Source organism: Chryseobacterium sp. WG23 (genome assembly GCF_024586575.1).
In the GTDB taxonomy this organism is placed as follows: Bacteria; Bacteroidota; Bacteroidia; order Flavobacteriales; family Weeksellaceae; genus Chryseobacterium.
Window position 1 is genome coordinate 40,876 of record NZ_JALCZE010000018.1, and the last position, 25,063, is coordinate 65,938.

Genomic DNA, 25,063 nt, shown 5'->3' on the forward strand with positions numbered 1-25,063 from the left:
AAGAGATCTTTTTTGTTTTTTAAGGCTTTGCCCACTTTTATTTTTAAAATTCTTTTACTAAACGCTATAGAACTGTCATTTTTTTTAATGGTTTGATAATAATTATTTATTATATTTAATTTTCTATTACCAAAAAAATATTAAACTATGGATCTATTTATGTTAGTGCCAATTTTTGGTGTCGTGGCTTTGCTTTATACATTTCTTCAGAGTAACTGGGTCAGTAAACAGAATGCCGGAAACGAAAAAATGAAAACAATCAGCGGATATATTGCTGATGGTGCGATGGCTTTTCTAAAGGCCGAGTACAAGATTTTAACCTATTTTGTTATTGTAGTAGCTATTTTGCTCGCTGTGATGGGAACCACCAATTCCAATTCACACTGGAGCATAGGAGTTGCTTTTGCAGTGGGAGCTGTATTTTCGGCTCTGGCAGGCTTTATAGGAATGAAGATAGCTACAAAAGCTAATGTAAGAACTGCTGAAGCGGCAAGAACCTCACTTTCTAAAGCCCTTAAGGTCTCTTTCACCGGAGGTTCCGTTATGGGAATGGGAGTTGCAGGACTTGCTGTATTGGGATTAGGATCGCTGTATCTGATCATTAAACAGATTTTTGCCCCTGATGCTACAGTAGATTCACATGAAATGGAAAGGACAATTGAGATTCTTACCGGCTTTTCTCTGGGTGCAGAATCTATTGCTCTTTTTGCAAGAGTAGGTGGGGGTATTTACACGAAAGCAGCAGATGTAGGAGCTGACCTTGTAGGAAAGGTAGAAGCCGGAATTCCGGAAGATGACCCAAGAAACCCTGCTACCATTGCAGATAATGTAGGAGATAATGTAGGAGATGTTGCCGGAATGGGAGCTGACCTTTTTGGTTCTTATGTAGCCACAGTCTTAGCGACCATGGTTTTAGGAAGAGAAACAATCTCTGACGATTCCTTCGGAGGCTTTGCTCCAATTCTGTTACCCATGCTTATTGCAGGAACAGGGATTATATTTTCAATGATAGGGACTTTGTTTGTAAGAATTAACGACAATGAAGGTTCATCCACATCCAGCGTACAGAATGCTTTAAATCTGGGAAACTGGGGAAGTATTGTCATTACAGCTATTTCTTCTTATTTTCTGGTCAATTACCTGCTACCTGAAAAAATGATGCTCAGAGGTCATGAATTTACCAAAATGGGGGTGTTTGGAGCTATAATGGTGGGACTAGTTGTAGGAACTTTGATGAGTATCATTACGGAATATTATACAGCTATGGGTAAAAGACCCGTTTCAAGTATCGTAAGACAATCTTCTACAGGTCATGCTACCAATATTATCGGTGGGCTTTCTGTGGGGATGGAATCTACGCTGCTTCCAATTCTCGTACTGGCAGGTGGAATTTACGGTTCTTATTTGTGCGCGGGATTATACGGAGTTGCCATTGCCGCTGCCGGAATGATGGCTACTACCGCGATGCAGCTGGCTATTGATGCTTTCGGACCTATTGCAGATAACGCAGGGGGTATTGCAGAAATGAGTGAACTTCCTAAAGAAGTCCGTGAAAGAACAGATATTCTGGATGCTGTAGGAAATACCACTGCAGCTACAGGAAAAGGATTTGCTATTGCTTCAGCAGCATTAACGGCTTTGGCCTTATTTGCTGCTTTTGTAGGAATTGCAGGAATAGATGGTATTGATATTTACAGAGCCGATGTATTGGCCGGATTATTTGTAGGAGGAATGATTCCTTTTATATTCTCTTCCCTCGCGATTACCGCTGTAGGACAGGCTGCAATGGCTATGGTAGAAGAGGTTAGAAGGCAGTTCCGGGAAATTCCGGGGATTTTAGAAGGAAAAGCACAGCCGGAATATGAAAAATGTGTAGCTATTTCTACAGATGCCTCTATCAGAAAAATGATGCTTCCGGGAGCTATTGCTATCATTTCACCATTGCTGATCGGATTTATTTTTGGTCCTGAAGTGTTGGGTGGATTTTTAGCCGGTGCTACTGTAAGTGGTGTTTTAATGGGTATGTTTCAGAATAATGCGGGGGGAGCCTGGGATAATGCGAAAAAATCATTTGAAAAGGGAGTGGAAATTAACGGGCAGACTTATTATAAAGGTTCCGAACCTCATAAAGCTTCCGTAACAGGAGATACCGTAGGAGATCCGTTTAAAGATACGTCGGGGCCCTCAATGAATATCCTGATCAAATTAATGTCCATTGTTTCATTAGTAATTGCGCCCACCTTAGCGGTGTTGCATAAAGATAAAATTGAGGCCAACAGAAAAGCAAAGCTGGAAAGTTTAACCAGGGCAGAAATGGACCATGGAGGCAGTAACGGAACAGATTCAGTGTATGTTTCAGCTCCCAAAGAAGTGAAAGGTCACCTTAATGAAAACGGAGACTTTGTCTATGAAACAGGGGCTGTCCAAAAGCTTAATTTAAAAGGAGGAAAAACAATTGCAATAGGAGAAGGAAGCCAGATCTACCAGCTGTATCAATCCATAAAGAAGAATGATCAGTCCATTGTAGATCCTAATAAATGGTATACTATAGAAAATCTTTATTTTGAAACCGGATCAAGCGATCTGAAAGCCGGCTATGAAATGCAACTGAATAATCTGGCAGAAATTTTAAATGCATATCCTGATCTTAAGATCAAATTGGGAGGTTACACAGATAACAGTGGAAATGAAGAGACTAACCAACGGTTATCTAACCTGAGAGCACAGACCGCAAAACTGAAACTCCTGGAATTGGGAGTGCCTTCAGACAGGGTAGAAGCTGAAGGATATGGTTCGCAGCATCCGATTTGTGAAGCAAATGATACCGATGAATGTAAAGCTAAAAACAGAAGAATTGATGTAAGGGTACTTGCTCTTTAAAATCAAACTAAATATAATTAAACACTGCTTCGGCAGTGTTTTTTTGCTTTATAAAGTATTAAAGTTTACTTTTCACAGATAGTATTGGTTATAAATAGAAATCCAGAGTCTTACAGAATGACAAAATCTGTGGTTAGAAAAAGAATTAAAGGTTTTTCCTCAAATGTTCCAGAGCCTGAATAATCACATCATCTTTTTTTGCAAAACTGAACCTTATATAATCTGAATTCTGTCTTGAATTGTAAAATGCAGAAAGAGGAAGACACGCTACTTTTTTTTCAACGGTCAGCCATTTTGAAAAATCCACATCAGACATCGTGGTGGAGACATTTCTGAAGTTGACGACCTGGAAAACACTTCCTTCTGCTTTCTGTTCAATCTGTAATGGAGTATCCCGGATCATCTCATGGAAAATATCCCTTTTTTTCTGCATCATGCTTTTATTGATATTGGGATCAAATACTTCGAGATATTTTGCCAAAGCATATTGGGCAGGGGCATTAGCACTGTAGGAAATATATTGCTGATGACATTGGAATAATGCCGTTAATGCTGCCGAACTAATCATATAGCTTACTTTCCACCCTGAGGTATGAAACATCTTACCAAAGGAAAAAATACAAAATGTCCTGTTTTTAAGTTCAGCATGAAGAAACGAACTGTAATGTTCCGTGTCATCATAGCAGTATGTATCATAAATTTCCTCTGAAATTAAATAGATTTCCCTGTCCTTAATCAGTTCATACAATTGGTTCCAGTCTTCCTTTTTCCATATTTTTCCAGTCGGATTTTGAGGAGAATTAACAATAATAGCCTTCGTTTTTTCTGAGATGCAGTTTTGAAACTTTTCCCAGTTTATCGTAAAATCATTATCAAGATCATAATAAACAGGAATTCCTCCGTTCATCACAACGGAAGGGCCATATGTATAATAGGAAGGCTGAATAATGATCACTTCATCTCCTTGGTTTAAAGTAGATTTCAAAGCAGTATATAAAGCAAAAGTAGCACACGGCACAATGGTAATCTCATCTGTTCTGAGCGGTATACGGTTTTCCCGTCTGGCGTTATAGGCAACGATGTTTTCAATGAGCAGCGGATTACCTGCAAGAGGTTCGTAATGATGATGGTCAAGGCTTGCAGACTCTTTTAAAAAGGCTTTTAGCCTTTCATCAATATCGAAATCGGGAAGTCCCAAAGAAAGATCAAAGCTTCCGTGCTTTGTGGCAAGCTCAGACATTTCCGTAAAAAAGGAATAATGAGTGAATCCGTAAATTTTATCCATCAATTTTGCATTTATATCAAATATAATGAAAATAACATTTCACCAATGATTAAATAAAATTTGTTATTTTTAAGAAAATTATTCTTTATGAAAAAACTGCTTATTCCGTTACTGGCCATTACTGTACTCACTGGCTGTAAAACGGCAAATACTTCTAATGGAACACCTACTGCTTCTTTTAAACATGACAAGGCCTTTTCGGCTGCCTATAAGATGATTAAAGCAGAGGACTTAAAGAAGAACTTATATGTAATTGCTGCTGATGGAATGGAGGGTAGAGATACAGGAAGCCCAGGGCAGAAAAGAGCAGGAGAGTATATTGTTACCTATTATAAAAACCTCGGTATTTCCCACCCCAAAGTGCTTAACTCATTTTTCCAGAAGGTTCCGGCAGATTTTATGAAGAAAAGAGGTGGCGGAAATCTTCCCGATTCTGAAAATATCCTGGCTTTTATAGAAGGCAGTGAAAAACCGGAAGAAATTGTTGTAGTTTCTGCCCACTATGACCACGTTGGAATAAAAAACGGTGTTGTATATAATGGTGCCGATGACGACGGAAGTGGTACTGTAGCAGTGATGGAGATTGCAAAAGCTTTTCAGGAGGCTAAAAAGGCTGGTAAAGGGCCTAAAAGATCTGTTCTATTCCTTCATGTTACAGGAGAAGAACACGGGCTGTTTGGTTCCGAATACTATTCCCAAAACCCTGTTTTTCCATTGGCTAATACTGTTGTAGATCTTAATATCGATATGATAGGGAGAGATGATCCTGCCAACAGAGGGAAACAATATGTGTATGTAATTGGTTCTGAAATGCTGAGCTCTCAGCTTAAAGTGATCAATGAAGCCGCAAATAAGAGAACCAATAACCTGGAACTGAACTATAAATATGATGATTTAAATGATCCTGAACAGTTATATTACCGTTCTGATCATTATAATTTTGCCAAACATAATATTCCGGTGGCATTTTTCTTTGACGGAATTCATGAAGACTATCATAAACCGACAGATGATCCTGAAAAAATTGATTATCCACTGTTAGAAAAACGTACCCAGTTAATTTTTACTACTGCCTGGGATATTGCGAACAGAGCAGAAAGAATTGTGGTAGATAAGAAATAAAAACAGATAACAAAGGCACAGGTATATAAACTCTTTGTGCCTTTGTATTAACTAACCATATAAATACAATTCAACGAATGAATATGATCATCCGTGAAGCAACTTTAAAAGACATTCCACAAATCCAGCTCGTAAGAAATTCTGTGAAGGAGAATACATTATCAGATCCCGGTTTGGTTTCAGACAGAGATTGTGAAGAATTCCTGTTTGAAAGAGGAAGAGGCTGGGTAGCTGAGAACAATGAAAGAATTATTGGGTTTTCGATTGCTGACCTGAAAGAAAATAATGTCTGGGCTCTATTTGTGCATCCTGATTTTGAAAACAAAGGTCTCGGAAGAAAACTTCATAATATCATGCTCGATTGGTATTTCACACAGAAAAAAGAAGCCATCTGGCTTGGAACTTCTCCTGAGACAAGGGCTGAAATATTTTACAGAAAATCGGGTTGGAAAGAAGTCGGAACCCATGGAAAAGGAGAGGTTAAATTTGAAATGACTTTTGAAAACTGGAAAAACCTGCAATAATGACATCACAGATAAAATCAATCAGACCTTTTATCGGGGCTAAAGATTTTGAAATAAGCCGTAATTTTTACAGAGATTTGGGATTTGAGGAAGTCATTCTTGAGCCCAAACTGTCTTTGTTTAGCTTACAGGGAATTTGTTTTTATCTTCAGGATTATTATGCCAAAGACTGGATTGAAAATACAATGATCTTTATGGAAGTGGCTGATACTGATGAGTTCTGGAATGAACTTCAGGCCTTAAACCTTACGGAGAAATATAAAGATATACAGCTTAGTCCTGTGAGAACCATGGACTGGGGAAAAGAATGTTTTGCCCATGATCCATCGGGAGTTTTATGGCATTTTGGTGAATTTATTAATAATGAACAGAAATGATTTACGCTTTTGATACCTATTATTATGAGGATTATGCCAATACCGTGTGTATTGCTTTTGAAAAATGGGATTCTGAAAAGGAGGTAGAAGTTTTTACCGAACAGATTTCCATTACCTCAGAATATGAGAGCGGAGCCTTTTATAAAAGAGAATTGCCCTGCATTCTGAGTTTGCTAAGTAAAATAGCATTGAAAAATGGAGATGTCATTATTGTTGATGGATATGTTACCCTTGATAATAATGGTAAACTAGGGCTGGGAGGATATCTTTATGATGCTTTGGACCAAAAATATCCCATCATCGGAATTGCAAAAAATGAATTTACCACACCTGATTCTCAAAGAAGAAATATCTACAGAGGTGAAAGCAAAACGCCACTTTTCCTTACTGCAAAAGGTGTGGACGTGGATGAAGTACAACCTAAGGTGGAACAGATGCACGGACCTTTCAGAATACCCACTTTATTGAAGAAACTGGATCAGCTGAGCCGGTTATAAAAGATTCTTCTCTGATTGTATTGAAAACTTTACTATACAATAAAATACCAATTGGTATATTTTGTATATTTGACAAAACGCTTTTTTAACAATGAACATTTTAAAAAGGGAAAATTTTTTAACCTAAAATATACTGATCGGTATATTTTTAAAACAATAGTATATGAAAGATGTATTTATTATGGCTGCAAAACGAACTCCTGTTGGTGGATTTATGGGGAGTTTATCCGGATTTACAGCCCCACAGTTAGGAGCAATAGCGATACAGGATGCTTATGAAAGTATATCGCTTGCTCCTGAACATATAGACAGTGTATATATGGGGAATGTATTGAGTGCAGGGGTAGGGCAGTCCCCGGCGAGACAGTCGGCTTTTTTTTCTAAAATTCCCGTAGATAAAGATGCTACAACAATCAATAAAGTCTGTGCTTCCGGGATGAAGGCTGTCATGATCGGGGCCCAGCAGATTCAGCTTGGACTGAAAAATAGGGTAATGACGGGCGGAATGGAAAGTATGAGTAATGTTCCTCATTACCTCTATATGCGTCAGGGGAAAAAACTGGGTGATGAAATGCTTACAGATGGGCTGATTAAAGATGGATTATGGGATGTTTATAATGATTTTCATATGGGAAGTGCTGCTGAGCTTGGGGTAAAAAAATATGGCTATACCAGACAACAGTTGGACGACTATGCCCTGTTATCCTATAAGAGAGCCCAGGAAGCTTCGGGAAAGGGTAAGTTTAAGAATGAACTGATTGAAATATCAGTGACTGGAAGAAAAGGAAGTACAACGGTAGATAAAGACGAAGATATTGACAAGCTTATTCCTGAGAAGATTTCATTGCTGAAACCTGCTTTTGAAAAAGACGGCCTGCTTACAGCTGCCAATTCCAGTAACCTGAATGACGGCGCTGCTGCTATTTTATTAGGTTCATCGAAAGCTTTAGAGCTCCATGGCATCAATCCGCTGGCAAAAATTATAGCATATGCCGATGCTGCACAATCTCCGGAATGGTTTACCACTTCTCCTTCTATAGCTATTCATAAAGTACTCAAACAGTCCGGACTCAGTCTTTCTGATATAGATTATCTGGAGATCAATGAAGCGTATTCATCTGTTATTTTATCCAATCAGCAGATTTTAAGATATGATCTGGACAGGGTAAATGTATATGGAGGGGCCGTTGCATTAGGTCATCCGATAGGTGCTTCAGGAGCAAGGATCATTGCCACTCTGGTCAATATATTACGCCAGGAAGGAGGAAGGTATGGTATTGCTGCCATCTGTAATGGTGGTGGAGGAGCTTCAGCTATTCTTATTGAAAATATGAGTTAAAATGAGTTTACAGAAGATAATAATGTTAATTGTGTAACAAAATATAAGGGTAGTATGGAGAGGAGATCCCCGGTTTGTATGGTAATATAAAAAAACATGTAAAAAAGGATATCAAAATGAAGCTTCCTGGCCACTGTACTCAAATAGAGAAGCGGGAGATCAGGAATATGCAATCTTCCTGGGAAAAGGAGAAAGAAAAGTGAAACTTAACTGGTCTGATGCTAAGGATAGATTAGAAGCCTATCAAAAGAAGTATGAATTATACAGAGAGAAATCACTGGAGATCATCAGAAATTACAGTAAAAGACAGTAGATCGTTTGAAAAGACATACGATGAAGGATAAAGCCTGAATTTCCATTTTTCCAAAGTAAGTGTTTGGTTGTTATTCAATTAATCAATTAATTTTCAGTTTTAAATAGTCTCTTTTGTTTCAAATGTTAATAAACTGATAAATGTCATTACATTATTATTTTTATTGATTCTAAATAAATATAAATTTGTCTCATTCAAAATTAAGAATTCAATGAAAAAAATAACTACTCTTTCTGCTGTCATTCTCTGTTCTTTGATGGAAGCACAATATTGTACTCCTTCATTTCAATACGGGGCAGACAGCAACATGATTACCCATATTAATTTTGGAAATATTAGTAATACCTCTCCGTTTCAATCGGGATCAACGCCTACTTATGAAGACTTTACATCAATATCTACTGATCTTCAGGCAGGGAATAGCTATCCTATAGCTATAAAAGGTCCTTCGGGAACATTTCCCAGCGATGTAGTTGTTTTTATTGATTTCAATAACAACGGAAGCTTTAATGATCCAGGGGAAAGTTTTTATATCGGAAGATTAACAGAAGCTACCCCTTTCAATGCTTTGACTATCAACGGAACCATTACAGTGCCGGCAAATGCTGCAAACGGTGCTACTAGAATGAGAGTGCTTAAAAACAGCAGTGTAGCAGCGTATTCGGATCCTAATGCTGGAAACTCGATCAGTACAGCTTGTGATGCCGGCTTAAGATCCGGGCAGGCAGAAGATTATACCGTTATTATTTCAGGGAGTAATGTCGTATTCCCGTCTCCTTATTGTGGAACTGAAAATGTAACCACTTCTACGGTAAGCGAAATAAGTAAGGTAGAATTTGCAGGAATCACCAATTCCAGTCCTATTGACGGAAACTCTGAACTTCTGGAGAATTTCACAGGTACTGTTTTTAGTGTTAACCGTGGAGATACTTATCCTATAACGGTTACAGGAGGTACTCACGGGCAGATTACCGTATCCGTCTATGCGTATATCGACTTTAATCATAATAATATATTTGATACTGATGAAAAGTTTAACCTGGGATATTTAGATAATTCCAGTCCTGTTTCCAGTATAGAATCTGGTGTTACCTCAGGGAATATCACCATTCCGGCTACAGCATTATTGGGAGCTACACGCTTCAGATTGGTAAAAGCTTATGAATCCAACTCATCGATGGGTACATTGGAAAATTTACCATGCCCTTCAGGTTGGTTTATAGGACAGGCAGAAGACTACACCATTGAGATACAGCCTGCTAATCTTTCCACAAAAGAAACAATGGCAGACTCTTCTGTGAAAATATATCCTAATCCTACAACAGGGTCAGTAAGTGTAAAAACAGCAAAAGGGCTTGAAAAGTACGAAGTTTACAATATCTCAGGACAAAAACTTACGGAAGGTAATACTGCCAGTATCAACTTAGATGGCTTTGTACCAGGGATTTATTATATTAAAATCCAGACTAAAGATAAGAAAGTAATCATTGAAAAGATGATTAAAAAATAAACACATATCTAATCATATCCATATCAATTTTTGTTTTTTGACCGGCAGATTCTTCTGTCGGTTTTGTTTTTTTGAAGGAATAATTAAGGAAAATCTTTATTCCGGTTCCAGGATTTCCAGAAGGTCCTGTTTTGAAAACCCCTGGAACTTGGCTCCATCTGTTTTAAGAAGTTGCTGGGCAAGCTGACTTTTTTTCTTTTGAAGAGATAGGATTTTTTCTTCCACCGTATTGGAACAGATCATCCGGACAGCAATTACATTTTTAGTCTGCCCGATGCGGTAACTGCGGTCTATAGCTTGATTTTCGGCTGCAGGATTCCACCACGGATCTACCAGGTAAATATAATCTGCCTGGGTAAGATTGAGGCCCACTCCTCCGGCTTTCAAACTAATCAGAAATACACGGATGTCCTCATTATTTTGAAAGCTATGTACTTTTTGCCCCCGGTCTTTGGTTTGACCTGTGAGGTATTCAAAGGTGATTTTTCGGCGTTCCAATTCGGCTTTTATAAGATCCAGCATTCCTACAAACTGTGAAAATACCAGAATTTTATGATCTTTTGATTTTCCAAGGATCTGCTCCATCAGAATTTCAATCTTCACGGAATGTTCCCCCGAATATCCTTCTTTGAGCAGGATAGGAGAGTTACAGATCTGTCTTAGCCTTGTTAGACCTGTAAGAACGTGCATACTGTTTCTATTAAGGTCATCTTCATCATTGGCTGCAATAAATTCACGAAGCTCCTTTTCATAGGCATCATATATCTTTCGCTGTTCAGCATTCATTTCACAGTAGATCACCGTTTCAGTTTTTTCCGGAAGTTCTTTGGCTACCTGCTTTTTTGTCCTGCGGAGGATAAAGGGTTTTATCTTTTGCTGAAGTTCCATAGCCCGTTTACTGAACTCAAATTTATCAATAGGAATCGCATAGATGTCTTTGAAGTATTGCTTGCTTCCCAATAATCCGGGACAGGCAAAAGAAAGCTGGCTATACAGGTCGAAGGTATTATTTTCAATGGGAGTACCCGTCAGTACAATTCTGTTTCTCGACTGGAGAAGACGGGCAGACTTATATCTTTCTGAGTTGGGATTTTTAATAGTCTGCGACTCATCAAGGAACACATAATTAAACTGAAAGGTTTTCAAAAACTTAATATCCGAAAGAAGCATTCCATAGCTGGTAAGTATTACTTCATAATCAGACATGTGGGTGGTGCTTTTCTGTCTTTCGGCTCCATAATGAAGCCATACTTTTATAGACGGTGCAAATTTGCTGATCTCCTCCTGCCAGTTAAAAAGAAGAGAAGTGGGAACTACAATAAGATTGGTGGTATGGCCTCTTTTCTCTCTTTGTGAAAGGATAAACGCAATAATCTGAACTGTTTTTCCAAGACCCATATCATCCGCAAGACAGCCACCGAAATTAAACCCATCCAGAAAGTTAAGCCAATTGAGTCCTTTGTGCTGATAGTCTCTGAGTTCCGCATGTAATGTAGAGGGAACAGGGGTTTCCGGAATACTCTCACATGAATAAAGACGGGATGAATAAGAGGTTATTTCTTCCTTTACTTCGTCGCTTATTACTTCTTTTTCAAAGAGAGAAGAAACCTCCGTAAAACTTATTTTAGGAATTTTCAGTACCTCTTCATCAATTTCACCAGCCCGGAAATAGGCTGAAATCCTGTCTATCCATTCTTCAGGAAGCATTCCCAATGAACCGTCATCCAGCTGAATAAATTTACTTTTATTACGGATTGCCCTGTGAAGCTGTTTTAAAGAAGCATCTTTCTGTCCGAAGCTGACCTTCAGTTTGGCATTGAACCAATCCAGGCCACTGGTGATCTGAATATTTATTTTAGCCCGGTGTGAATTGAGTTTATTGTTTTTCAGTTCATTAAAACCAAGTATAGAGACTCCCTCATTCCTCCAGACCTCGAAGGCCTCCAGGAACCAGTTGTCTTCCAGGAATTTATCCCGGTGGAGGTAGAAATACTGATACCCATCCATCTGTTCTTCAAAATCAGGATGCTGCTGCATGACCAAAGAAGTAAAACGGGCTTCTAACGCTTCATTTCTTTCTACTTTAAAGAGGTTCCCATTCTGATCAGAATCGAAAAGCTGCTTCCTTGAATAGACAGGAACTTCCAGTTGCCCGTAACATATCACGGGAGTAATTCCGATGTAATTCTCCTGTTGACGCAGATAAATGATCTTCTCCACATCAAAAGTCTTTTCTTTAAGCTGTACTTTCGATGCAGGTTGTATGTAGCTGTAATTTATGTTGATACGTTCTTCTAAAGAGGATAGAGTAGACTGCATAAAATCTTCATATTTAGAAGAATGTACCAGCAATATTTCATTATTGGCTTTGAAAAATTTAATGACTCTGAGCATGTCAGGATCTTCTACGAAGCTGAATGTGTGGTTGTTATATACGAAATAGTCATTCCGGAGCATTACATTTTTAAAAGGGATAGAATGGTCCTGAAACTGCACTTCTCCAGTTATTTCATAAAATGGATCTTTCTTAAATACAGAAAGTTGAAGCTCTGCATTTAAAGTGTTCATTGTAACTTTTGTTAATGACTTTGAGGATATGGTTTCCGCTATTTCACGGTCATGATAATAGACTTCCAAGTCCAGAGGGTTCTGTACAATCAGTTTTAAAGCTTCAAGTTCTGCCGGATTATAATCCTGGTTATAATTATTCTGAAAGGACGAAATGGCAGTATAAAATTTTATTTCCAAAGGTTTTTCAGCCCTCCATATCAGCTGCATAGCATCTACAGGGCTAACCGGATTTTTTATTTTTCCGGCTTGGGTAATTTCTGCTTCCATTAAATTAAAAATCAGATGATTATAATAACGGTGCTTACCAATGACCAATATCTGTTTTTTAGAGGTGTCGTGCAATGCAAGTTCATCCAGTTTCGAAGGGTGCTGAGGAAGAAGATCTTTTTTTAAAACGTGCTCATCAATCGGAAACATTTCTTTGATCTTAGGCATGATTTCAATTCTGCCTTCATGGTATTCCACCTGAAAATAAAGGTCAAGATCAGGTTCGTTTTCCAAGCCATATCCCTTAGCCTTGGGGATCATTGTTTTTTTACGAAGAGAATCATCAAAGAAAATCCGATACTTCTTTTCTTCTAAAATGCAATGAATGATTTCTGCCTGATGCAGGCAAAGTCTGTCTTCCGGAGTATCGCAGGTACAGGAACAAAGCAGGGTGTTGTTTATCCTGCTGATGGTGACAACAGGAGAACTCTGCAGGGATGATTTTTGAGTGAATATTCCCGTATTAATTTCAATAGAAACAGGATAGATACCGTGAAAATTTTTGCTTTCTATAAAAGAGCTCTCTGAAGTATATTTCAGCAGGTCATATACGGAAAGTGTACTGATATTGATGTTTTCAAGAATATATTCTGCCATAAAAATTAATAGAAGCAAACTTACAAAAAAATGCGAATGAAAAGAACGGGGCTCGCATCCATTTTGGATACATTTTTACCCGTTTTGGCAACTCCGGCATTTTTTCTAATGTTGAACTTTGTCCTACAATTAAACAAAGAAAATATGAAAACAGTTTTTATAACAGGTGCATCTACAGGATTAGGAAAAGCAGCAGCTCAATTATTTCAGAATAAAGGCTGGAAGGTCATTGCTACGATGAGAAATCCTGAAGCTGGGGCAGATCTTTCTGCTTTAGAAAATGTAACGGTATTTCCATTGGATGTTACCAATCCTGAACAGATAAAATCAACCGTTAAAAAATCATTGGAATCAGGAGATATTGATGTGGTTTTCAATAACGCAGGATATGGCCTGCTGGGGCCTCTGGAAGCTCTGACAGATGAACAGATTGTAAGACAGTTGAATACCAATTTATTAGGCGTTATCCGGGTGACGCAGGAATTTATTCCGTATTTCAGAGAAAAAGGAAGAGGAACATTTATTTCCACGACTTCAATAGGAGGATTAATGACTTTTCCGTTGAATTCTGTTTACCATGCTACAAAATGGGCATTGGAAGGCTGGAGCGAGAGTATGGCCTTTGAACTTAATGCATTAGGAATAGATATCAAAACAGTCTCTCCCGGAGGGATTAAAACAGATTTTGTAAGCCGTTCTTTAGATTCTGCATCAAGTCCCGCTTATGAAGAAATGCTTAGTACTCTTTTTTCCCGTATGGAGGGTATGATGGATGCAGCTTCTACACCGGAACAGATTGCAGAAGTAGTATATGAAGCTGCTACGGATGGTAAACAGAATCTGAGATATGTTGCCGGTGAGGACGCAAAAGCTTTATATGCACAGCGCCTTGAGCTGGGAGATGAGGCATTCAGAGAACAGCTGGGAAAACAATTCATCTAGCCACTTGTAACCCGTGGCAGCATAAGTGATCATTTATGCTGCCTTTTTACGTTAATAATCAATACATTTATATCATGGAAAAGAAAGAAAATGTACCGCTGAAAATTTCATCCATATCAGAAATGCATAATATGCTCAAGCTGCCAAAACCTCTTCATCCGCTGGTGAGCTTAGTGGATAATACCAGGATGACTGTTAATAAGGAGCTTTTGGGAAGAAGTTTTATTCTGAATTTTTATAAAATTTCCTATAAATATTCCACAAACGGGAAAATGGGCTACGGACAGGGATATTATGACTTTAATGAAGGAGGAATGATGTTTACCTCTCCCGGGCAGATTCTTTCTACAGATGAAAATACAGAATATTGCGGCTATACTTTGCTCGTACATCCCGATTTTATCAGGAATTACCCTTTGGCTAAGAACATTAAAAAATATGGTTTCTTTTCCTATGATACCAATGAAGCGCTGCACTTATCTGATCAGGAAAAAACAATGATTACCGGACTTCTGGACAGTATTACCCACGAACTGAATACGGCCATTGACGAAATTAGCCAGGATCTGATTATTTCCTATATTGAGGTGCTGCTCAACTATAGCAACCGTTATTATAAAAGACAGTTTATCACAAGAAAATCTGTGAGTAACGATCTCTTATCTAAAATGGATACTATCCTGGAAAATTATTTTGACCGTGAAGAAACCCTGAATAAAGGGCTTCCTACCGTAGAATTTCTGGCTTCAGAACTTCATCTGTCGCCACACTATTTGAGTGATATGCTCCGTAATCTTACCGGGCAAAATGCGCAGCAGCATATTCATGAAAAACTGATAGAAAAAGCCAAAGAATATCTTACGCTCACTAATTTTTCCGTATCAGAAGTCGCATATGCACTGGGATTTGAGCATCCCCAGTCATTCAATAAGCTATTCAAAAAGAAAACAGATAAAACGCCTTTAAGCTACAGGCAGTCATTTAATTGAATATAAATATTTCTTATTGATCTACCCGGCGGTGTGCCGGGTATTTTATTTATGGCTGTTTGTAGAATGAAAAGGGTTTTACATAGATAAAAATCATTTTTAAAGAGGAAGCCTTTTTACTTTCGATAGAACAAAAAATAACATCAATATGAAAAAGTTAAACTCCATTGTATGCATTATGATAGGCATTACAGCCTGTGCACAGCCTTCAATAACAAGATTAGGTGTTGATAGGGTGAACGCCACCATTACTTTTAAGGCAGGAGATGCAGCCGCTACTGATACTCCGGGACCTTCAGGGGCTAATATAACCTGGGATTTTTCTGCCTATACCGGGCCAAACGTAACTACCACAAACACCAATGAATGTCCGGGACAGGCCAACTGTTTTAGGTTTGCAGGAGCCAACAGGATCACAAAACCAACACTTTCAGATGTCTATGATTTTGCTTCTATCACCGACACAGAAGCCATAACGCTGGGTTCTTATGCCGGCTCGGGCTTTGGAGATGCTACGACTACCTATACAGATCCTTTAATCGATTTTAAATTTCCAATCACTTATTTGCAGCAGTTTAGTGATACCTATCAGTTTACCAATGTTTCTGCAGCGAGCGGAACCACCAACGAGTCCGGGCAGGTAGACTATACGGTAGATGGCTATGGAACGGTCATCACACCTACGGGAACCTATCCGAATGTATTGAGGATGAAGAGTATGAAAGCATCAACAATCATTGTTCCGGGATCACCTTTGCCATTCAACTATACAAACGAAAATTATACATGGATCAGCCAGACCTCAGGGATCGTATTTACCTTTGGAATCAATACTTTTGCTTTTAATGGGGTGCCGAACATATCAAAATATATTTCTTATCTGGATACACTTGTTTTATCAACGGCCGGGTCTGCGGGTAGAAAAACAGAAATTTCGGTATATCCGAACCCTGGTTCCGATTTTATTAACCTGGAATCAAAAGAGGATATTAAAAAGGTGTCTGTGAATTCATTGGATGGTAAGACGGTTTTAATAACCGACAGCGCTAAAAATATTAATATTTCAAACCTTCCCAAAGGGACCTATATTCTTCAGGCCGAATTGAAGAACGGAGGGTCTGTAACCCGAAAAATTATTAAAAAATAATATAAATTTCTTTTAACAGTTTTTTTATGGCCGGGGACACACGATATAATAAACACAATGGGTCTTACTGTGGATTTCAAGGTCCCCGGTTTTTATAAAAGCTGGGAAAATTTTGTTTTTTTCTTAAAGGCTTTTTGATTCTTTTAACTACTGATGTTTTCAATAGCTTCAATCTGCCATTGATTCGCTTTACGCAGGGTATAGCGGTAGGTCATTCCGCAATTTTTTAAATGAAATTCCACATAACATAATCTATTGTTGACAGGTTTTAGATTGAAAATTATAGTTTCAATATTCTTTAAATCAGATTGATAGTAAAAAAACGAACTTACAAAAAATAGATAATCTATTTACTTTTTAATTTTATAATTCTCTCTGTAAGTATTGGCTGTAATACCCGTACAACGCCTGAAATACCGACAGAATAGGGAAGAGTCTACAAACTGCAATTGGTTGCTGATCTCTTTAATAGACAGTGAAGTTGTTTTAAGAAGCTCTTTGGCCTGTTTGATAACCCTATAACTGATCCACTGCTTGATGGGTTTTCCCGTTTCTTTTCTTATTAAACTGCTTAGATACTGGGGCGAAAGATGCAGCTGATCAGAATAATACAAGACACTTCTTTGCAAATGACCATGTTCATTTAATAGTTCAAAAAAATGGTCTATGATATCCTGACTTCTGGTTTGTAATAGACTGTTGTTTTTAATGACCGGCAAATAAAGTTTTGAAACCAGCTCCAGTAAGGCATATAGCAGATATTGTACAGACTCCAGAGTGCTTTTTTCTTTCGTTTTGGAATGATATTCCTGGATCAGTTTTACTGTAGGCCAGATCAGTTTTTTAGAAGAAGCTTCCACTTCCATGACAGGACTGAATTTTATTTCATCACTGGCCAGCAGTACCGTGAGGAAACTATAGGTACTGATGAAGTCTAAAGAAATAAAAAATACAGTCAATTCTAAATCCTTACTCCCCGAAACATCAGTCAATTCGGTATCCGGTAGAATCATGATCACAGCATTTTTCTTACTATGAAACGGAAGTGTATGGATTGTAAGGCTTAATTTACCTTCAGGTAGAAAGCAGAGTATCAGCTTGTTAAGCTTGCTGGCTTTTTTCTGAAGCCCGGTAATGTTTGCTGCCTTATATTTTTCAATATACAACCCTTCGAAATTTGGCTTACTATCTGTCATGGTACTGGTGGATGACTTCCTGGATTGGGTTAAATGTTTTTGGCTTCTGTATTTTTGTGATTAACTTCCGGACAAATGTAAGCAGTTAATTTTTCTTTTTAAACGGGTTGTTTAAAATGGAATATAAAATACCAGAAATGGAATATATTTTATTCCTGAACTGTTCCTAAATTCGCAGTCGGAAACTTTAATCAAATACTGTTATAATGCACAATACAGAATCTCCTAATGCGAAAATGCCGAAAGCCTGTTTTTTACTTTTCTTTGCCCATGGACTTGTTTTCTCTTCCTGGGCAAGTAGAATTCCTATCATTAAGGACGCACTTTCAATTAATGAAGCCGAACTGGGGACGCTCTTATTGTTAATGCCTATAGGACAGATTTCCACCATGGTTCTCGCCGGAAAGCTGATCAGTAGGTACGGAAGTTCCTGGATCATCAAAAGATGTTTTCTGCTGTATCCGATGTTTCTTTTACTGATTGGGTTAGCACCTTCTTACTGGGTTTTGGCAGCTGTTTTGTTCTTCTTTGGAGTTTCCGGTAATTTATGCAATATAGCGATCAATACACAGGCAATTGAGATAGAAGGGATTACAAAAAAAACCTTACTCTCTTCCTGCCATGGCGCCTGGTGTTTTGCAGGACTGGTTGGTGCCGTTGTGGGATTGCTGATGATTAATCTGGGAGTAGGAACTTTCTATCATTTTGTAGTTGCTTTTGTACTGGTATTTCTACTTTGGTTATACAGTAAGGCTCACCTGACCGATATCATTCATAAAGTAGCTCCTCAAAGACAGTCAATTTTCAAATCGGTAAATCCTACTTTGGTTGCTTTAGGAATCATAGGTTTTTTAAGCATGGCTATTGAAGGGGCTATGTTTGACTGGAGCGGGGTTTATTTTCAGACTATTGTAAAAGCACCGGAAAAGCTTGTGATCGTAGGATATACCAGTTTTATTTTAATGATGACACTAGGCCGTTTTGTGGGAAACCGTGTTATAGAAAAATACGGAAAAAGACTTGTTCTGCAGATGTGTGGTATTTTGATGAGTACAGGCCTTTTTCTAAGTGTTTTCTTTCCGGAATTATGGGTGTGTATTATTGCCTTCATGATTATTGGGTTGGGAAGTTCTCTGAGTGTTCCGTCTGTTTACAGCACGGTAGGAAAGGTGAGCACTGTAGCTCCCAGTATTGCATTGTCATTTGTATCCAGTATTTCGTTTTTAGGATTTTTAATGGGGCCGCCTCTTATCGGATATATTGCTGAAAGCTTTGATTTACGATATTCTTACGGACTTTTTGCATGCTTTGGAATCTTACTGTCTGTTATGGCAGGGCAGATGAAAGTATTCCGAAATAAAAATTGATGAGAGAATCTCTATCTGAATCAAAAGCTACCCGGAGGTAGCTTTTGATATTGTAAGCTTAGGATATCCATTTTTCTACCAGATGAAGCCATAATGCTTTTTCCTCACCAATGAGAAAAACAGCAGAAGATTTCCGCTTTGTAGAAGTTTCTCCCATTACCTGAATTTCGGTATAGGTAGCCAGTCCGTGACTTTCCGAATGTTGGATTTCTATATTTTCCACCGTCACATGACGATCCTGAAATTTGCCATATACCGTGGGAAGCCAGTCGGAAAGCATGGCTAAGGTAACCAGATCATTATTGCCGTTAATCATTTTAAAATCCGGAGAAAATCCGGAAAGCAATTGCCTGTAAAGCACTTCCTGATCTTCTGATTTTCCCTGAAACCATTTTTCAATATCATCATGAAAGCCCTGAATTTCTTTACTTATTTTTTCTGTAATGCTCATAGAGGTAAGTTTATATTATTTATTTCGAAAATGTGTTGATCTCTTTAAGACCGTTGAATATACTTTTTTAATCTGACAGTAATGAGTATTCCGGTTACCTGAAAGATACCAATCATAGCAATGGCTGCTGCAAAAGCTGTGGGAAATCCCAGCAAGTCTGTCAGATTAAAAAATAAAGTGCCAATAACAGCTCCTCCGGTTACACTGCCTATCTGGACTCCGATACTGATGAGCCCGGATGCCTGTCCTGCTTTATCTTTGGAAGTAAGGGAAATGGCAGTCCTCATCATAACAGGCATAATCGTCCCATGTCCCAATCCTGCTAAAAATAAGGTGATATTTGTTATATAAGAAGGTTTTTGCTGAACATAAAAGGTGATGGCACTGAGAACAAAACCTCCCATCAGTAACCCTAACCCTATATAAATCATTTTGTGAGTTTCTAGCTTTACTCTTGTCGAAACTAAGGGGCCCAGGAAAAAAGCAATTCCATAGGGAACAATGGCAAGCCCGGTCTGCATAGAGCTTTGATGCAAAAACTGCTGAAGATAATAAGGATAGCAGATAAATAAACCGGCGGTAAAGTTGTAGAAAAATATGATTAAAAGACTTAACGCAAATGGCTTATGCTGCAATAATATAGGGTCTATAAGTACCGGACGTCCTTTTTGCTGTAAGGCTATTTCATATTTTAATAATAATGTTAATGAAAGTATTCCTGTACATATAATTCCGAATATCCACCATGCCCATTGAAATTTTTGCCCGAAGATTAATGGACAGATAAGCATTAATAAAGCAAAGATTAATATCAGAGAACCTTTATAGTCAATACCCATCTGGTCTGTGCTATGATTATTGTCCATTGTAAAATGTATGCCGGCTATGCAGATGATGGTAACCGGAACATTCACAAGGAATACAAGCTCCCAGGAGAAATCTCCCCAATGCATACTCAGCAGTATACCCCCAAGCAATTGTCCGATCACGGAAGCTAATCCGAAGACAGAGCTGAAAAGACTTACTGCCTTAGGCTGTTCCCGGCTATCAAATAATGTTTTTATGGAAGCTAAAACCTGTGGCGCTAATAAAGAAGCTCCAACACCCTGGAATAATCTGGCAAAGATCAATAAGGTGATGGTGGATGAGAATGCACAGGCAAGAGAAGAAAACAGGAAGGTATACAAACCCAGGACAAAAATCTTTTTCCGGCCGTAAATATCCCCTAATTTTCCGCCCACAACAACCAGTGCGGCATAAGTAAGCCCATAAATAGCTACTACCATCTGCAACTGATGGTCGCTGGCTTTGAACGCCTCTTTTATGGAAGGTAATGCCATATTCACAATAAAATAATCCAATGGCGAAAGAAATGCTCCTGCTATCAGAAAATTTAATGCCTGCCACCGTTTGGAATAGATACTCATATTTTTTTTATGCAAAATTAACCTCTTAATGTAATAGTAAAATTGTACTTTTGGAGGAAAATTAAGTTCAAAGAATGAAAAGCTTACATCTTGAAGGAATAGACGTAAAAGAAATATGTTTGAAAGGCGAGGAGCTTCCTTTCAAAACAAAAGACTTTCTTTCATTTGCTTATGTTGTAAAAGGCGAAGGGGATCTAGCCTATGATGAACGCAGTATCCGTTTTTCTGCAGGTAAACTTTTTATTATTCCCCAACAGGAACTTTACCATTTTACAAGTAGCGATGCAGAGCTTATTGTTATCCAGTGTCCCATTGAATTTATTGATAAGATACGCCTTGAAGCAGACCGTATCGAAAGTTGTGAAAATTTATATAAACTGCAGTATGTCAGTAATAATTACCATGCGAGAGCCGGATGTGTTTTCCGTAACAAAAACGATGAACATTTTGCCGAAACGATTATTCTTCAAATCGCCAGTGAATTCAAAAATAAAACAGATGATTATCTGATCATCCGTAACTGCATTTCAATTCTGCTCAACCTTATTGCCCGAAATATCATTCAGAGTGAGACTTCAGATCTTCAGGAAAACAGGAAAGCTTTTTCCATCATGAAAATCATCACCTATATTCAGCAAAATATAAAGGATAGAGAAAAGACAGGTATTCAGACTATTGCAGATCATTTTGGGATTTCAGGAAACTATTTCGGGGAATATTTTAAACAACAGACGGGGATCTCCTACCAGGATTATCTGCTGGACTACAGACTTAAGCTTGTAGAAACCTATTTAAAATACAGCAGTATACGCTTAAGTGAAATTGCCTATGAACTTCAGTTCAGCGATGAAAGCCATCTTTCAAAGCTTTTTAAAAAGTACAGAGGGCTTACGCCGGGAGCATTCAGAAAAAATTATAAATGATAGATAACCATTGTGTTATGTTAATTATTTATTAAATATAAAGTTAACTATATAGTTGACTTTATATTTTTATATATTTACTATAAATATTTTTTCAATGGATTTTGACTTTATTAAAGAGCTGGGATACAAAGCTTTTGATAGCCGGCTGAAAAGAATAAGTGACCGGATGTCTCATGACGTAAGAAAATTCTATAAAGAGTTTGGAATTGATGTAGAGCCCAATTGGTATCTTGTTTTTATGTTGCTGCAAAAAAGGGGGGAGATTTCTATTACAGATATAGCGGAACCCCTGGGATATTCTCATCCCTCTGTAGTGGTCATTGTAAAAAAAATGACAGAGAAAGGCTATCTGCTTGTCACCAAAGACAGTATTGATAAACGGAAACAAATGATCTCATTATCACCCAAAGCTATTGAAATGCTTCCCCATCTTGAAAAAATATGGGATAGCTGTGAAAAAGCTATTTTAAAACTTTTATCAGAAGATCTTAGCATTTTATCGTATCTGGATACCATAGACCAGGAACTGAAAAACAATCCTTTTCATAATAGATTTAAACAGGAATATTTAAAATCACTATAATCATGAAAGTATTTATCCTCATCGCAGCGTTTCTTTTTTCTAATCTTATGATCTCTGCTGCGGAAACGAAAATAATGATCCGAGCTAAAGCAAGAGATGCCAAATTTATCGGAAGTTCACTTGGCGGAGCTCATATCATCGTGAGAAATAAGCTAAACCAACAGATTCTCGCAGAAGGAAATACGGTTGGAAGTACTGGAAATACAGATTTGATCATGAAAAATCCTAAACTAAGAGGAAATTCAATTGCCGATGCCCAAACAGCCGGCTTTCTGGCTTCCGTGGATATTGATGAGCCTACATTTGTTAACATAGAAGTGATTTCTCCTTTAAACAATAAACAGGCCCAAGCTACAGTAAGCACTGAATTATGGCTGATTCCCGGCAAACATATTTTGGGAGACGGTATTGTTCTGGAAATCCCGGGTTTTATTATTGATATTCTTAAACCCAGAACCCATCAGTATATTCCTCTGAATACAGTTAAAGACAAGCCATTTACATTTCAGGCTAATATTGTCATGATGTGCGGATGTGTAATAGACAAAAACGGGATATGGAATTCTGACGAAATAGAGGTGAAAGGAATTCTTAAAAAAGACGGTAAATTTATGAAAAATGTAGAGATGTCCTTAGTATCAACCAACTTGTTTGAAGGAAATACGGTAATCAATACTGCAGGGAATTATGAACTGGTTTTATACGCTTATTATGAGAAAAGCGGGAATACGGGAGTCGATAAAATTAATTATGTAGTGATTGAATAATAAGGATACAGTATAAAGCGGATTAATGAGTAGCCTGCGGTAATTCTAAATGAAGACTTGTTTATAGAGCTTAATTAATGCAGTAGAAAAGTATTATTAATAGGATGGAGACCCGGATGGTCTCCTTTTTTTGATGGCAGTGATTCTGCAATGCTTTTTGAAAACGGAAAATTTACAATTAATATGGGGCAAGATAAAAACGAACTTTGTACTTCAGGTATTGCATTAGTAAAATATTATTAAAATGAAATTATTAAATAAATTATTCTTTTCATTTTCCATTTCAATTATACTTTTTACCATTTCAATTTTAAAGTATAATATCAATTGTATGGAAGAAACTCAGCAAGGCATTGGTCATTTTCTTGTTTGGTCGGTAAGAGGTTTTACTTCTTTAAGCTATAAAGTAGATTTGTTAAGATTGATATGTGATTTTTTATTATTTTTTATTATTATTTTTTGTGCTATTTTTTTTATTAAAAAGGCAGTTAATAAATGGTTTAAGATAATAATTTATGTCATTTCATTTATAATAATTTTATTGCTAGTACCCTATTTTTTAATTACAGAAATATATTTTGAAAAAATTGCCTGCCAGGTAATTTATTCTAGTTTTTCTTTAGGTTGGTTTTAATTAAAAATGTTATTATATCAGAAATGATAAAAAATATTTTTATAGTATCGGAAGTACAGGTTATAAGATACTGAAAAATAGATAAAAGGACCTGAGATAACAACTTTGGAAATTAATATACCGGAACTGAATGTAAAGACGGAAGACTAGAACCCAGATGGGAGAAATAATAGCCTAATATAAGGCATGAATAAATGGAAAATATTTCCCGGCATCATTATTTTAATACAGCTAATAAGTTTAGGACATCTGTATTATACTTATCAATATGAGAATAGTGAGATTCCTGCAACATTTATTGAGCTCAATATTTTTGCTGGTATCAATATTATAATGTTGGTATTATCATATTTCTTTTATTTCAAAGCAGATAAAAAACATATTTTGTGGTGGGTGTCTATATCTGTATCTGTTATTATTGTTTTTACTTTGATTTGCTACATCACTATGGGAATTGATAAATATAGATAGTATCTGCTTGCTTCTGAACCTTGAGGCCGTAAAAAAATGATTAGGGGTTGAACAGGTAAATTATCCTGTCTCTTTTGAATACATTCGGTATACTTATAAATGAATTATGAAAAATATAGCAGCTTATACCATCTTATTATTCCTTACAGCAAATACTAATGTGTTTTCACAAAAAACGATTAATAAAGATAATTACACATCTCTGATACAAAAAGAAGAGGGTGATTTGAATTATGATAAAAAGAATGACAGGATCATGGTGGAAATGGATATAAAGGATGAGACCAGACCATTAAGATTACAAATATTCCTCTCCCAACCAGATAAGAAACTTCAATTAGTAGTTTCTTCTACAAAAATCATTGAAAGCCAATATCCGGTTAATAAGAAAGGAGAGCATAATGATAATGTAATTCCGGATTTTTTTATTGAAGAAGGTAAATTGAAAATGCTTACCGACATTAAAGATCGAAAAAGTAGCTATGAATTCAGGCTGAAGCAAAATAATTTTGAATTGATCAAAATATCACGGGTAATATGGGATGGAAAAGACACCACTTTTGAAACAGAAATTGACTTAATCGCAAAAACGAAAATTGAGTATGAACAAGTAACAGGTTCAGATAAACTTTTAAATAAAAAGAAAAAAATGATAAAAGTCAATGCATTGCCAAAAATCCAGGATTTAAGCTTTTACGATTTAGAACAGTACTAAAATATCAATCAAACAGATGACGAAAATTTTCTCTAAATAACAGTAAGAGAATAGTTGATCAACTAATATAACGAAAGGAAGATACAGCAACTGAAAATGGATAGGAAATCAGTAGAATAAAAGGAATGAAAGGTGTAGCAAAACAGGAATATACAAAGGTAAAGGT

General features: G+C 37.2%; 21 protein-coding genes. 16 read left to right on the plus strand and 5 right to left on the minus strand.

Annotated features, from left to right (window positions below; all coding sequences use genetic code 11):
- The first annotated feature begins 147 nt into the window (after positions 1-147).
- Positions 148-2,880: a sodium-translocating pyrophosphatase gene (locus MP477_RS22065; RefSeq protein ID WP_257192190.1), complete on the plus strand. Its 2,733-nt coding sequence runs from the start codon at positions 148-150 to the stop codon at positions 2,878-2,880.
- Between the two features lie 145 nt (positions 2,881-3,025).
- Here the strand turns inward: MP477_RS22065 and MP477_RS22070 are convergent, their stop codons facing one another.
- Positions 3,026-4,165 (minus strand): aminotransferase class I/II-fold pyridoxal phosphate-dependent enzyme, encoded by a 1,140-nt coding sequence (locus tag MP477_RS22070; RefSeq protein WP_257192191.1) that lies wholly within the window; start codon positions 4,163-4,165, stop codon positions 3,026-3,028.
- Positions 4,166-4,252: 87 nt separating this feature from the next.
- Here MP477_RS22070 and MP477_RS22075 point away from each other — a divergent pair, with 87 nt between their 5' ends.
- The 6 genes from MP477_RS22075 (at position 4,253) to MP477_RS22100 (ending at position 9,847) form a co-directional block, all read left to right on the plus strand.
- Positions 4,253-5,287 (plus strand): M28 family metallopeptidase, encoded by a 1,035-nt coding sequence (locus MP477_RS22075; RefSeq protein ID WP_257192193.1) that lies wholly within the window; start codon positions 4,253-4,255, stop codon positions 5,285-5,287.
- A gap of 77 nt (positions 5,288-5,364) precedes the next feature.
- The gene (locus tag MP477_RS22080; RefSeq protein WP_257192194.1) at positions 5,365-5,811 is read left to right on the plus strand and encodes a GNAT family N-acetyltransferase; all 447 of its coding nucleotides are present in this window, start codon (positions 5,365-5,367) and stop codon (positions 5,809-5,811) included.
- Complete coding sequence (locus MP477_RS22085; protein ID WP_257192195.1) at positions 5,811-6,188, plus strand: glyoxalase; 378 nt, start codon at positions 5,811-5,813, stop codon at positions 6,186-6,188. The genes MP477_RS22080 and MP477_RS22085 overlap by 1 nt, the downstream gene beginning before the upstream one ends.
- Positions 6,185-6,685, plus strand: coding sequence for an endonuclease V (locus tag MP477_RS22090; RefSeq protein ID WP_257192196.1), 501 nt, complete (start codon positions 6,185-6,187; stop codon positions 6,683-6,685). Before MP477_RS22085 ends, MP477_RS22090 begins: the two co-directional genes overlap by 4 nt.
- 163 nt (positions 6,686-6,848) lie before the next feature.
- Positions 6,849-8,024 carry an acetyl-CoA C-acyltransferase gene (locus MP477_RS22095; RefSeq protein WP_257192197.1) on the plus strand — a complete coding sequence of 392 codons (1,176 nt, stop codon included), beginning with the start codon at positions 6,849-6,851 and terminating at the stop codon, positions 8,022-8,024.
- Positions 8,025-8,548: 524 nt separating this feature from the next.
- Positions 8,549-9,847 (plus strand): T9SS type A sorting domain-containing protein, encoded by a 1,299-nt coding sequence (locus tag MP477_RS22100; protein ID WP_257192198.1) that lies wholly within the window; start codon positions 8,549-8,551, stop codon positions 9,845-9,847.
- A 96-nt stretch (positions 9,848-9,943) separates the two neighbouring features.
- Here MP477_RS22100 and MP477_RS22105 read toward each other — a convergent pair whose 3' ends face one another.
- Positions 9,944-13,282, minus strand: coding sequence for a DEAD/DEAH box helicase (locus tag MP477_RS22105; RefSeq protein WP_257192199.1), 3,339 nt, complete (start codon positions 13,280-13,282; stop codon positions 9,944-9,946).
- Between the two features lie 144 nt (positions 13,283-13,426).
- Between MP477_RS22105 and MP477_RS22110 the strand changes: the two genes are divergently transcribed.
- The 3 genes from MP477_RS22110 to MP477_RS22120 all read left to right on the plus strand — a co-directional run bounded on the left by MP477_RS22110 (position 13,427) and on the right by MP477_RS22120 (position 16,360).
- Entirely contained in the window at positions 13,427-14,224 is a 798-nt protein-coding gene (locus MP477_RS22110; RefSeq protein ID WP_257192200.1) for an SDR family oxidoreductase, read from the plus strand.
- A 74-nt stretch (positions 14,225-14,298) separates the two neighbouring features.
- Positions 14,299-15,213, plus strand: a complete 915-nt coding sequence (locus tag MP477_RS22115; RefSeq protein ID WP_257192201.1) for an AraC family transcriptional regulator — start codon at positions 14,299-14,301, stop codon at positions 15,211-15,213.
- Between the two features lie 148 nt (positions 15,214-15,361).
- Complete coding sequence (locus MP477_RS22120; protein WP_257192202.1) at positions 15,362-16,360, plus strand: T9SS type A sorting domain-containing protein; 999 nt, start codon at positions 15,362-15,364, stop codon at positions 16,358-16,360.
- 350 nt (positions 16,361-16,710) lie between these two features.
- Here the strand turns inward: MP477_RS22120 and MP477_RS22125 are convergent, their stop codons facing one another.
- On the minus strand, positions 16,711-17,556 hold the full coding sequence (locus MP477_RS22125) for an AraC family transcriptional regulator (RefSeq protein WP_257192203.1): 846 nt from the start codon (positions 17,554-17,556) through the stop codon (positions 16,711-16,713).
- A gap of 206 nt (positions 17,557-17,762) precedes the next feature.
- On the opposite strand from MP477_RS22125, the gene MP477_RS22130 reads away from it, so the two are divergent.
- Positions 17,763-18,923 (plus strand): MFS transporter, encoded by a 1,161-nt coding sequence (locus MP477_RS22130; RefSeq protein WP_257192204.1) that lies wholly within the window; start codon positions 17,763-17,765, stop codon positions 18,921-18,923.
- Between the two features lie 58 nt (positions 18,924-18,981).
- Here the strand turns inward: MP477_RS22130 and MP477_RS22135 are convergent, their stop codons facing one another.
- Together MP477_RS22135 and MP477_RS22140 are read right to left on the minus strand one after the other, a co-directional pair.
- Positions 18,982-19,374, minus strand: a complete 393-nt coding sequence (locus MP477_RS22135) for a hypothetical protein (RefSeq protein ID WP_257192205.1) — start codon at positions 19,372-19,374, stop codon at positions 18,982-18,984.
- Positions 19,375-19,418: 44 nt separating this feature from the next.
- Entirely contained in the window at positions 19,419-20,801 is a 1,383-nt protein-coding gene (locus MP477_RS22140; protein ID WP_257192206.1) for an MFS transporter, read from the minus strand.
- A 74-nt stretch (positions 20,802-20,875) separates the two neighbouring features.
- Between MP477_RS22140 and MP477_RS22145 the strand changes: the two genes are divergently transcribed.
- From MP477_RS22145 to MP477_RS22165, 5 genes are all read left to right on the plus strand, one after another.
- The gene (locus MP477_RS22145; protein ID WP_230036775.1) at positions 20,876-21,724 is read left to right on the plus strand and encodes an AraC family transcriptional regulator; all 849 of its coding nucleotides are present in this window, start codon (positions 20,876-20,878) and stop codon (positions 21,722-21,724) included.
- Positions 21,725-21,821: 97 nt separating this feature from the next.
- Positions 21,822-22,310, plus strand: a complete 489-nt coding sequence (locus tag MP477_RS22150) for a MarR family winged helix-turn-helix transcriptional regulator (RefSeq protein WP_257192207.1) — start codon at positions 21,822-21,824, stop codon at positions 22,308-22,310.
- A gap of 2 nt (positions 22,311-22,312) precedes the next feature.
- Positions 22,313-23,077 carry a hypothetical protein gene (locus MP477_RS22155; protein WP_257192208.1) on the plus strand — a complete coding sequence of 255 codons (765 nt, stop codon included), beginning with the start codon at positions 22,313-22,315 and terminating at the stop codon, positions 23,075-23,077.
- 331 nt (positions 23,078-23,408) lie between these two features.
- Positions 23,409-23,711: a hypothetical protein gene (locus MP477_RS22160; RefSeq protein WP_230036771.1), complete on the plus strand. Its 303-nt coding sequence runs from the start codon at positions 23,409-23,411 to the stop codon at positions 23,709-23,711.
- A 577-nt stretch (positions 23,712-24,288) separates the two neighbouring features.
- Positions 24,289-24,897, plus strand: coding sequence for a hypothetical protein (locus tag MP477_RS22165; protein ID WP_257192209.1), 609 nt, complete (start codon positions 24,289-24,291; stop codon positions 24,895-24,897).
- Positions 24,898-25,063: the final 166 nt, after the last annotated feature.

Bases quoted from the DNA above. Each gene is read 5' to 3' on its own strand.
- MP477_RS22125 (WP_257192203.1), bottom strand. From the start codon at position 17,556: ATGACAGATAGTAAGCCAAATTTCGAAGGGTTGTATATTGAAAAATAT.
- MP477_RS22075 (WP_257192193.1), top strand. From the start codon at position 4,253: ATGAAAAAACTGCTTATTCCGTTACTGGCCATTACTGTACTCACTGGC.
- MP477_RS22085 (WP_257192195.1), top strand. From the start codon at position 5,811: ATGACATCACAGATAAAATCAATCAGACCTTTTATCGGGGCTAAAGAT.
- MP477_RS22145 (WP_230036775.1), top strand. From the start codon at position 20,876: ATGAAAAGCTTACATCTTGAAGGAATAGACGTAAAAGAAATATGTTTG.
- MP477_RS22120 (WP_257192202.1), top strand. From the start codon at position 15,362: ATGAAAAAGTTAAACTCCATTGTATGCATTATGATAGGCATTACAGCC.
- MP477_RS22150 (WP_257192207.1), top strand. From the start codon at position 21,822: ATGGATTTTGACTTTATTAAAGAGCTGGGATACAAAGCTTTTGATAGC.
- MP477_RS22155 (WP_257192208.1), top strand. From the start codon at position 22,313: ATGAAAGTATTTATCCTCATCGCAGCGTTTCTTTTTTCTAATCTTATG.
- MP477_RS22160 (WP_230036771.1), top strand. From the start codon at position 23,409: ATGGAAGAAACTCAGCAAGGCATTGGTCATTTTCTTGTTTGGTCGGTA.
- MP477_RS22070 (WP_257192191.1), bottom strand. From the start codon at position 4,165: ATGGATAAAATTTACGGATTCACTCATTATTCCTTTTTTACGGAAATG.
- MP477_RS22135 (WP_257192205.1), bottom strand. From the start codon at position 19,374: ATGAGCATTACAGAAAAAATAAGTAAAGAAATTCAGGGCTTTCATGAT.
- MP477_RS22105 (WP_257192199.1), bottom strand. From the start codon at position 13,282: ATGGCAGAATATATTCTTGAAAACATCAATATCAGTACACTTTCCGTA.
- MP477_RS22130 (WP_257192204.1), top strand. From the start codon at position 17,763: ATGCACAATACAGAATCTCCTAATGCGAAAATGCCGAAAGCCTGTTTT.
- MP477_RS22165 (WP_257192209.1), top strand. From the start codon at position 24,289: ATGAAAAATATAGCAGCTTATACCATCTTATTATTCCTTACAGCAAAT.
- MP477_RS22115 (WP_257192201.1), top strand. From the start codon at position 14,299: ATGGAAAAGAAAGAAAATGTACCGCTGAAAATTTCATCCATATCAGAA.
- MP477_RS22090 (WP_257192196.1), top strand. From the start codon at position 6,185: ATGATTTACGCTTTTGATACCTATTATTATGAGGATTATGCCAATACC.
- MP477_RS22100 (WP_257192198.1), top strand. From the start codon at position 8,549: ATGAAAAAAATAACTACTCTTTCTGCTGTCATTCTCTGTTCTTTGATG.
- MP477_RS22140 (WP_257192206.1), bottom strand. From the start codon at position 20,801: ATGAGTATCTATTCCAAACGGTGGCAGGCATTAAATTTTCTGATAGCA.
- MP477_RS22080 (WP_257192194.1), top strand. From the start codon at position 5,365: ATGAATATGATCATCCGTGAAGCAACTTTAAAAGACATTCCACAAATC.
- MP477_RS22065 (WP_257192190.1), top strand. From the start codon at position 148: ATGGATCTATTTATGTTAGTGCCAATTTTTGGTGTCGTGGCTTTGCTT.
- MP477_RS22110 (WP_257192200.1), top strand. From the start codon at position 13,427: ATGAAAACAGTTTTTATAACAGGTGCATCTACAGGATTAGGAAAAGCA.
- MP477_RS22095 (WP_257192197.1), top strand. From the start codon at position 6,849: ATGAAAGATGTATTTATTATGGCTGCAAAACGAACTCCTGTTGGTGGA.